The sequence below is a fragment of the Arthrobacter sp. Cr_A7 genome, from assembly GCF_029222765.1.
Lineage (GTDB): Bacteria > Actinomycetota > Actinomycetes > Actinomycetales > Micrococcaceae > Arthrobacter.
In genome coordinates, this window is the sequence record NZ_JARHXQ010000114.1 from 1 (window position 1) to 5,311 (window position 5,311).

A 5,311-nucleotide genomic window follows, 5' to 3' on the forward strand; every position below is an offset into this window, starting at 1 on the left:
CCCTACCTTGCCCGCAGGGGCGAAGAATCGCAGGCGTAATGCCGTGCGGAAACATTTCTATCTCGTGTAGAATTTGAGGGCAGCCCAAGCTGCCCCTCACACACCTGCCAATTGGCTGACTGCCTCTTGGTGCCGACGATTGGGATCGACATGACCTCCAACGCCGAGTCCGGACCTGCGTCCGGCCACGGACACGTTGGTGCTTCCGGTCCCACGCGGTCCCTCTGGCTGCATCTGTTGAAACTCAGTTCCGCGGCCTCCGCTGCGGGCCTGGCGCTGTGCGCAGTTCCTGCGGCGCTGCTGGATGGAGCGGGGGGTGCCCTTTCAAGTTCCGCAGGCGGCCTGCTGGTGATGCTGTTCTTCGGAATCAGCCTCCTGGTGGGCCACTTCGTGGGGCGGAGCAATCCGTCCGGGGCCATCGGAGTATTCGTGGCCACGTACTTCATCAAGGTTGTGGGCTTCGCCGCCGTCCTGTTCGTCGTGGGCGCACCCCAATGGCTGCATGCCCGCTGGTTCGTGGCCGGGGCCGTCACCGCCGTCGTCTTATGGCAGGCTGCAGAAATCTTTGGTTTCAGCAAAGCCCGCCTCCAGATCTACAACGATCCAGAACCCAAGGAAACTCCTGATGCGTGATCCGAAGAAGCCCGGTAAGGCCCCCAGCGGCAGCCGCGCATCCGGCAGTTCCGCGCCAGGTGTATCCGGGGACAACTCCGACGGCGGATACAACGCCGGAATGGCTGTCTTCAGCTACATCATTGGCGGGATCATCGTCTGGAGTTTGATAGGGTGGGGACTGGATTATCTGTGGGGAACGCGCTGGATTGTGCTCGCAGGCGCTCTGCTTGGAGCCGTCGGAGGTTTTTACCTTTCCCACATGCATGGCCTCACCAGTTCTCGCAAAAATACTGGCGAGCGTCCTGCTGCCAGCGGGCCGTCCAAGGACGGCGACAGTAATGCCAAATAATTTCACAGGGGGAACAGCAAGCCGTCAGGCTGCCGGTCCCCGCCCAACGCCCAATGATGGACACTGCAGAGAGGAAACGCGTTGATCGCGCTTGCGCTCCCGGCCCAAGATTCAGGAGAGTTCGCTCCTCCTGGAATTAACGAAATGCATTTGCCGGCAATCCTGCCGTGGGGTGCCGCAGAAGGATTCTCCAAGCAGATGCTGCTGGTCCTCCTCTCTGTCGTCATTATCGGCGCTTTCTTCGTGCTCGCCGCACGTAAGCAGCAGCTGGTTCCCGGCAAGCTCCAGTTCGCCGGCGAGGCCGCCTACGGCTTCGTCCGCAACGGAATCGCCAAGGACATCATCGGCGGCAGGGACTTCATCAAGTACGTCCCGCTGCTGTTCAGCCTGTTCTTCTTCATCCTGGTGAACAACATCTACGGTGCCATCCCGCTCATCCAGCTCCCCACGTTCTCGCACGTTGGCGGCGCCTATGTGCTCGCAGGCATCGTCTACGTCACCTGGATCGCCATCGGCATCAAGAAGAACGGACTGCGCTACTTCAAGCTGGCCACCGTACCGTCCGGTGTTCCCTGGTTCATCCTTCCGATCGTGATTCCGATCGAGATCATCTCCAACTTCCTGGTCCGGCCCGTGACGCACAGCCTCCGTCTGTTCGCCACCATGCTCGCAGGACACCTCATCGTGATGATCGCCGGCTCCGGCATCGAGTACCTCGTGATGCAGGAGAACATCCTGCTCAAGGGAACGTCGGTCCTGGTTCTCGCAGGCGCCATCGCCATGTACATGCTTGAAGCCCTGATCATGGTCCTGCAGGCCTACGTCTTTACCCTGCTGACTGCGATCTACATCGAAGGCGCGCTTCACGCCGACAGCCACTAGGCACCGCCCCGCGGCGGACGCCGCCAGGCACACACAGACTTCCCCTCACGGGGAAAGAGCAACCCAAACAACCTGCCACATGGATGGCATCTTGAAAGGAAGAAAAATGGAAGGCAATCTCAACCTCGTAGGTTACGGTCTGTCCGCAATCGGCGGTGGTATCGGTGTTGGCCTCGTATTCGCTGCCTACATCAACGGCGTCGCACGCCAGCCGGAAGCACAGCGCGTGCTGCAGCCGATCGCATTCCTCGGCCTTGCACTGACCGAAGCCCTCGCCATCCTCGGCCTGGTCTTCGCCTTCGTTCTCTAGTCCTAGAGCGAAGCGAACTTTCAGAACCGAGTAGAAAAGGACGGGTGAAATATGAATCAGCTGATCATCTCAGCCGCCACTGAGGGCGAAGTCAACCCCCTGGTTCCCAACGTCTGGGAAATGGGCGTTGTCCTCGTGGGCTTTGCCATCCTCATGTTCATCGTGGTCAAGTTCGTTGTCCCGATGTTCGAAAAGACCTTCGCCGAGCGTGCCGAGGCCATCGAAGGCGGCATTGCAAAGGCTGAAAAGGCCCAGGCTGAGGCGTCTGCTGCACTCGAAGAGTACAAGCAGCAGCTGACCGACGCCCGCACCGAAGCCAACCGCATCCGTGAGGAAGCCCGCGCCGAAGGTGCCCAGATCCTTGCGGATCTCAAGGAGAAGGCAGCTGCAGAGTCTGCCCGCATCACTGCGCAGGCCCACGCACAGATCGAATCCGAGCGCCAGGCGGCCGTTGTGTCCCTGCGTTCAGAGGTGGGCACCCTGGCCACCACCCTCGCCGGACGCATCGTGGGCGAATCGCTCAACGACGATGAGCGTGCAGCGCGGGTTGTGGACCGCTTCCTGGCAGATCTGGAGACCCAGAACGCAGGTGCAGCTAAGTAATGGCAGGCGTATCGAGCGAATCGCTGGCAACAGCCCTGGCTGCGTTGGAAGCAAAGCTTCCGACGGCGTCGCTGCAGCTGGCAAAGGAACTCTTCGGAATTCTGGGAATGGTGGACAGCTCGGCTGGCTTGCGCCGCGCCCTGACTGACCCGTCCCGCTCCGGCGACGAGAAGTCGGCGCTGGTCAGGCAGCTGGTTGGCGGAAAAGTCTCCGCTGATGCTGCAGAGATCGCGGGCGGACTGGCCAGTTCACGCTGGGCATCGGCGCGGGATATCGGCGATGCACTCGAGACTCTTGCCGCAACGGTGGTCATTTCCGTTGCTGAAAACAAGTCGGCCGTTTCTGCCTCCGGAATCACTGGCCTGGAAGAGCTGGAGAATGACCTGTTCTCCTTCAACCAGGCTGTTGCCTCCAGCCACGAGGTACAACGTGCTCTGTCCGAGCCACAGGCCAGCGGAGCCGCCAAGGCTACGCTCGCCGAGAAGCTGGTGCCCGGCGTCAGTGAGGAAGCAAAAGTCCTCATCACACAGGCCGTCACCCAGCCCCGCGGCATCAAGCCCACCCGGCTCGTGCAACGGTTCGCCGAACTGGCAGCCAAGCGGCAGCAGCGCTGGATTGCAACGGTCAGCGTGACCCGTCCCCTGACGCAGACGCAGCTTGCACGCCTCCAGGCGGGCTTGAATGCCATGTACGGACGGGAACTGAAGGTCAACATCAACGTTGACCCGGCACTCATTGGCGGCATCCGCGTCCAGATTGGTGACGAAGTGCTCGACGCTTCGGTCCTCACCAGGCTGGGCCAATTGCAGCGCCAGCTGGCCGGCTAGCCGGACAAGCACAACCCAACTGATAGAAACCCCGGTCACCTTAACGGTGATCACAAAACAGGAGAGCAGGGACTGCAGATGGCCGAATTGACCATCAACGCCGACGACGTCCGTAATGCGCTGAACGAGTTCGCGGCGTCCTACGAACCCGGAAACGCAGAACGCGTAGAGGTCGGCCGCGTAACCACCGCTAGTGACGGCATCGCCCGTGTTGAGGGCCTTCCCTCGGTCATGGCGAACGAGCTGCTGCGCTTCGAGGACGGCACCCTGGGCCTGGCCCAGAACCTCGACGTCCGCGAAATCGGCGTTATCATCCTCGGTGACTTCACCGGCATCGAAGAAGGCCAGGAAGTCCACCGCACCGGACAGGTTCTGTCCGTTCCCGTGGGCGACGCCTTCCTTGGCCGCGTTGTCGACCCGCTGGGCGTGCCCATCGATGACCTCGGCGACATCAAGGCCGAGACCACCCGTGCCCTGGAGCTCCAGGCGCCCGGCGTGACCCAGCGCAAGTCGGTGCACGAGCCGATGCAGACCGGACTCAAGGCAATCGACGCCATGATCCCGATCGGCCGCGGCCAGCGCCAGCTGATCATTGGTGACCGCCAGACCGGCAAGTCCGCCATCGCGATCGACACCATCATCAACCAGAAGGCCAACTGGGCTTCCGGCGATGTGACCAAGCAGGTCCGCTGCATCTACGTGGCAATCGGGCAGAAGGCGTCCACCATCGCCGCCATCCGCCAGACCCTCGAGGACAACGGCGCATTGGAGTACACCACCATCGTGGCGTCTCCCGCTTCGGACCCCGCAGGCTTCAAGTACTTGGCACCGTACGCCGGTTCGGCCATCGGCCAGCACTGGATGTACGGCGGCAAGCACGTCCTCATCGTGTTCGATGACCTGTCCAAGCAGGCCGAGGCTTACCGTGCAGTGTCGCTGCTGCTGCGCCGCCCGCCGGGACGCGAAGCCTACCCGGGCGACGTCTTCTACTTGCACTCCCGCCTCCTGGAGCGTTGTGCAAAGCTGTCCGACGAACTGGGTGCCGGTTCCATGACGGGCCTGCCGCTGATCGAGACCAAGGCGAACGACGTTTCCGCCTACATCCCGACCAACGTCATCTCCATCACCGACGGCCAGATCTTCCTCCAGTCCGACCTCTTCAACGCCAACCAGCGTCCCGCTGTTGACGTGGGTGTCTCGGTGTCCCGCGTGGGCGGTGCCGCACAGGTGAAGTCCATGAAGAAGGTCTCCGGTACGTTGAAGCTGGACCTGGCCCAGTACCGCGACATGCAGGCATTCGCCATGTTCGCCTCGGACCTGGACGCCGCATCCCGCCAGCAGCTGACCCGTGGCGCCCGCCTGATGGAACTGCTCAAGCAGGGCCAGTACTCACCGTTCCCGGTTGAGAACCAGGTTGTTTCCATCTGGGCCGGCACCAACGGTTACCTGGACGACGTTCCGGTTGAGGACATCAGCCGCTTCGAGGGCGAGTTCCTGGACCACCTGAGCCGCAAGTCCTCGATCCTCACCACGCTGGCGCAGACCAACGTGCTGGATGACGACACCGCAGCAGCTCTGAAGTCGGCAATCATCGACTTCAAGAAGGGCTTCTTCGGCGAAGGCGACAACCACCTGGTAGGCGCTGGCCACGAGGAACACGACGCCATCTCCGAGGGCGACGTTGACCAGGAAAAAATCGTCAAGCAGAAGCGCTAATTCCACTGA

General features: G+C 61.9%; 7 protein-coding genes. All 7 read left to right on the forward strand.

The annotated features are described in order from the left end of the window. The first annotated feature begins 150 nt into the window (after window positions 1-150). The 7 genes from P2Q66_RS06975 (at window position 151) to atpA (ending at window position 5,302) form a co-directional block, all read left to right on the forward strand. Window positions 151-633, forward strand: a complete 483-nt coding sequence (locus tag P2Q66_RS06975; protein ID WP_079597670.1) for a hypothetical protein — start codon at window positions 151-153, stop codon at window positions 631-633. Next, window positions 626-964, forward strand: coding sequence for an AtpZ/AtpI family protein (locus tag P2Q66_RS06980; protein ID WP_079597671.1), 339 nt, complete (start codon window positions 626-628; stop codon window positions 962-964). Before P2Q66_RS06975 ends, P2Q66_RS06980 begins: the two co-directional genes overlap by 8 nt. Window positions 965-1,045: 81 nt before the next feature. Beyond that, a complete protein-coding gene (atpB, locus tag P2Q66_RS06985; protein ID WP_050054629.1) occupies window positions 1,046-1,846 on the forward strand; it encodes a F0F1 ATP synthase subunit A in 801 nt (266 codons plus the stop codon). 106 nt (window positions 1,847-1,952) lie between these two features. Beyond that, window positions 1,953-2,156 carry an ATP synthase F0 subunit C gene (gene atpE / locus P2Q66_RS06990; RefSeq protein WP_009356484.1) on the forward strand — a complete coding sequence of 68 codons (204 nt, stop codon included), beginning with the start codon at window positions 1,953-1,955 and terminating at the stop codon, window positions 2,154-2,156. A gap of 51 nt (window positions 2,157-2,207) precedes the next feature. Further along, a complete protein-coding gene (locus P2Q66_RS06995) occupies window positions 2,208-2,759 on the forward strand; it encodes a F0F1 ATP synthase subunit B (protein ID WP_188811879.1) in 552 nt (183 codons plus the stop codon). Then, window positions 2,759-3,586 carry a F0F1 ATP synthase subunit delta gene (locus P2Q66_RS07000; RefSeq protein ID WP_079597673.1) on the forward strand — a complete coding sequence of 276 codons (828 nt, stop codon included), beginning with the start codon at window positions 2,759-2,761 and terminating at the stop codon, window positions 3,584-3,586. The genes P2Q66_RS06995 and P2Q66_RS07000 overlap by 1 nt, the downstream gene beginning before the upstream one ends. 78 nt (window positions 3,587-3,664) lie before the next feature. Next, window positions 3,665-5,302 carry a F0F1 ATP synthase subunit alpha gene (gene atpA / locus P2Q66_RS07005; RefSeq protein WP_079597674.1) on the forward strand — a complete coding sequence of 546 codons (1,638 nt, stop codon included), beginning with the start codon at window positions 3,665-3,667 and terminating at the stop codon, window positions 5,300-5,302. Window positions 5,303-5,311: the final 9 nt, after the last annotated feature.